This is a genomic window from Cupriavidus sp. 05L411, assembly GCF_056398045.1.
In genome coordinates this window covers 1-3,153 of the sequence record NZ_JBFTOQ010000105.1, presented here as the reverse complement: position 1 = coordinate 3,153, position 3,153 = coordinate 1, and the positions used below count along the sequence as shown (strand labels likewise).

Here is a 3,153-nt window from a genome sequence, read left to right as displayed (position 1 = left end):
ATGACGCCACCGGACGCCGCAATACTACCGGTACCGGTGAGCGCAAGGGTGCCCGYGTTGATGGTCGTGCCGCCGCTGTAGGTATTCGTGCCGCTGAGGGTCTGCGTGCCGCCGTTGAGCGTGAGGCCACCCGCGCCGGCGGTACTGCCGCTGAACGTGCCAGCCGCGTTGGTCAGCGTCAGCGTGCGGCCGCCGAGGCTGACGGTACCTGTCCCCGAGAGGCTGGYGATCGATGCGCCGCTGGTGGTGCCTGAAATATCGAACGTTCCATTGTTCATGACGCCACCGGACGCCGCAATACTACCGCTACCGGTGAGCGCGAGGGTGCCAGCCGTAATGGTCGTGCTGCCACTATAGCTGTTGGCCCCCGAGAGTGACAGCGTGCCAGTGCCGGCTTGCGCCAAGGCGCCGATTCCGTTGATGTTGCCGCCAAAAGCCACGCTATCGCTCCGGCCGAAAACCAGCGTCCCGTTGTTTATGACGTTACCCGCGATTGAGCCTGTGGTGCCGCCATTGCCGATTTGCAGCGTGGCTGCACTGATCGTTGTGCCACCTGTGTAGGTGTTTGCGCCGGTGAGCGTGACAGTGCCCCCTCCGGTTGCGGTCAGGCTGCCGGTGCCAGAGACGACGCCGGAAACTAGAAGGTTGGCCGCGCTGGTGTCGAAACCCACGGCGGATGTGCTTGCACCCAGCACAATCGCATTGCCAAGCGTTAGCCCTGTACTCTTTGCGGCGATCGTCGCTGTCGCACCGGCGCTCAACTGGATATTTCCAACGAGGTTCGAGCCGGTGAGTAGATTCAATGTATTGCCGGTGCCATTGAACTGGATCGCCGCGGCGCGGGTCAGGCCGTCGCTGAATAGACCGCCACTGATCGTGCCGCTGTTGGTGATAGTGTCATTCCCGTTAGCGATGACACCGGCTCCGGCCGCGGCTCCGCTTCCGGCGCCACCCGTGACATTGCCTTGATTGATTAAGGTACTTCCCCCTCCGGCGAGATTGACCCCGGCTCCGCCGGTGCCTGCGGTGGTGAGGCTGCCATTGCTGCTGACCCCGGCACTGCCGCCGGCGCCCCCGGTAATGCTGCCCGTGTTGGTAATGGCCGTATTGCCGCCGAGCGTCAACAAGCCATCGCCGCCACCACCACCGCCACCTCCGAAGCCGCCTGCACCTCCGTTGCCACCACTTCCCCCGCTGATATCGCCTGCGCTGGTGATGGTGGCATTCGCCGCCGTGGTAGTAATACCGGTGCCGCCGCCACCGCCGCCGCCGGCATTGGAAACAAAGCCGCTGGTACCATTTCCGCCAGCGCCGCCGTTACCACCTTTGACGACTGGGCCCGACATGACGCTTAGGCTTGCGCTGGCAACATAAAAAACCGTGCCGCCGCCCCCGCCGCCGCTCGCGAAGTTGAAGCCGTCCGGTCCCTGTGCCCCAGTGCCGCCAGAGAATGTTCCGGAGAGGACGGTGACAGTACTGCCCGGTGAAAAAAAGCTCGGGTCGATGAACACGAAGCCACCCGTTCCACCAGCGCTCTCGCCCGCCGCACCGCTTCCGCCTACGCCATTGGCGCCTGGGCTGCCCGCGATCTGGACCGTGTCAGCGCCGACCAGGGTGCTGGCGCCACCGCCGTCACCGTTGCCGGCGCCGCCATTGCCCCCGCGACCAGGCGCACCGTTACCGCCGGTGGCGCTGCAAGCTGTCGTTGCGCCGGAGACGCAATTTGCCGCCCATGCCGGAAGCGACGCACCGGTAATGCCGAGCGTCAACGCGAGCGGATGCAGGGCTTTTAGCACCCGGCGCGCTGACATCCGCCGTACGACACGGCCAGTGGGGGAGCCGCCGCAGGACGCGACGGTGAGTTCGGAAGCAACCTGCGAGACCCGCAAGGTGCGGTTCCAGACAAGGCGGTAGATGCGGTTCATTGACTATTCGATTATAAAAACTGAAGGACCGACGATCCGCCTCGATTTACATAGCCATTGGCGCTAGCGATGGTCTGCCCATATTCGCGGCACCGAAGCGTGTGTCTGCACGCCGATCCGGTTTGAGGCAGCCCCGGCTATTTATAGCGAGTGAAATATACGCTAACGAGCGAAAACACTATGCCCGTCTAAGGTGGGGAAAGTCGACAGCCTATGGAAAAGGGAATTCCACTGCCACTTCGGGCGGACTGAAAGACTCAGTTTCGTGACCCAGGCGCTCTCTCGTCGCTATTAGCGGTTCGGACTCTAGTCCAGGCCGGCTCGTCCAGTTCGGGGCGTCAAGCCGCCACCACGGCCTCGAAGGCGGGGTCGTAGCCCAGCGTGTGGGAGTAGCGTCGCGTGCGTGCGATGACGCCCATAACGACCTGGACGGCGCGGACCAGCTCATCGTCCAACTGCCAGAGGGGCGTCAGATCGAAGCCGCCGCACTGGCCCGCGTTCCACTAGGCGAGCAAGAAGCCAGCGACGCGCCGGGCCTGCCCAGTGTCGGTGCGGGCCACCTCCAGCAGTCGCACCAGGTCGGCGTGTTCGGCGGCCGTCGCGATGTCATCGCGCAGCGTGGCGGCGAGCCGCAGGCTGGCGGGACTGGTGTCAGTGATGATTTGTTCTGTTCGTCGGGGAAAGCCCACTCCCAGGAAGCGCTAGGGCTTACAGGGGAACGCCTTGTGCAATTCGAACAGCAGGGCCGAGGCTACATAGTCGCCATCACGATTTCCCCAAGTGCTGTTTAGGATCAGAAACTTTGCCGTGTCTGCGGTCAAGGGCATATTCCCGGGCAGGCAGAAGATGGGTTCTCGCTTCGTGACCCGACTATAGGCCGAACTCCAGAACACGCCTTCTATTAGGCCGGCGAGATAAATCTCAAGCTGCTTAGCTTGCCTGGGGTCTGCCGCGAATTGGCGGAAATCCTTTTGTGTCATGTCGGCGCGGGCAGGCCCGGCGACGACTAGGCCTGCTAACAGCAACAACATCCACACGCTCTTAGCGTTTAACATAAGCTTTATTATGCGCGTTATGAGTTGTAAAGGCCAAATCAGAATGTCCGCTTCCAGCCACATCAGAATGTCCTCTGGATAGACCTATACTGGTAGCGCCTGGGTTGGACGGGAGCGCGCCGTGAAGGATCGAGGGTTGATCACCATGAGTCTGCGTGAAGTTGACCGCTTCA

At 62.7% G+C, this 3,153-nt stretch carries 2 protein-coding genes and 1 pseudogene; all 3 read right to left on the bottom strand.

What is annotated here, in order from left to right; genetic code table 11:
- On the bottom strand, window positions 1-1,925 hold a 1,925-nt coding region (locus tag AC1DQR_RS40020; protein WP_477135107.1), incomplete at its 3' end, for an autotransporter-associated beta strand repeat-containing protein.
- A 338-nt stretch (window positions 1,926-2,263) separates the two neighbouring features.
- Window positions 2,264-2,500: pseudogene (locus tag AC1DQR_RS40015) on the bottom strand (DUF7673 family protein).
- A gap of 126 nt (window positions 2,501-2,626) precedes the next feature.
- Window positions 2,627-3,043, bottom strand: coding sequence for a hypothetical protein (locus AC1DQR_RS40010; protein ID WP_477135106.1), 417 nt, complete (start codon window positions 3,041-3,043; stop codon window positions 2,627-2,629).
- Window positions 3,044-3,153: the final 110 nt, after the last annotated feature.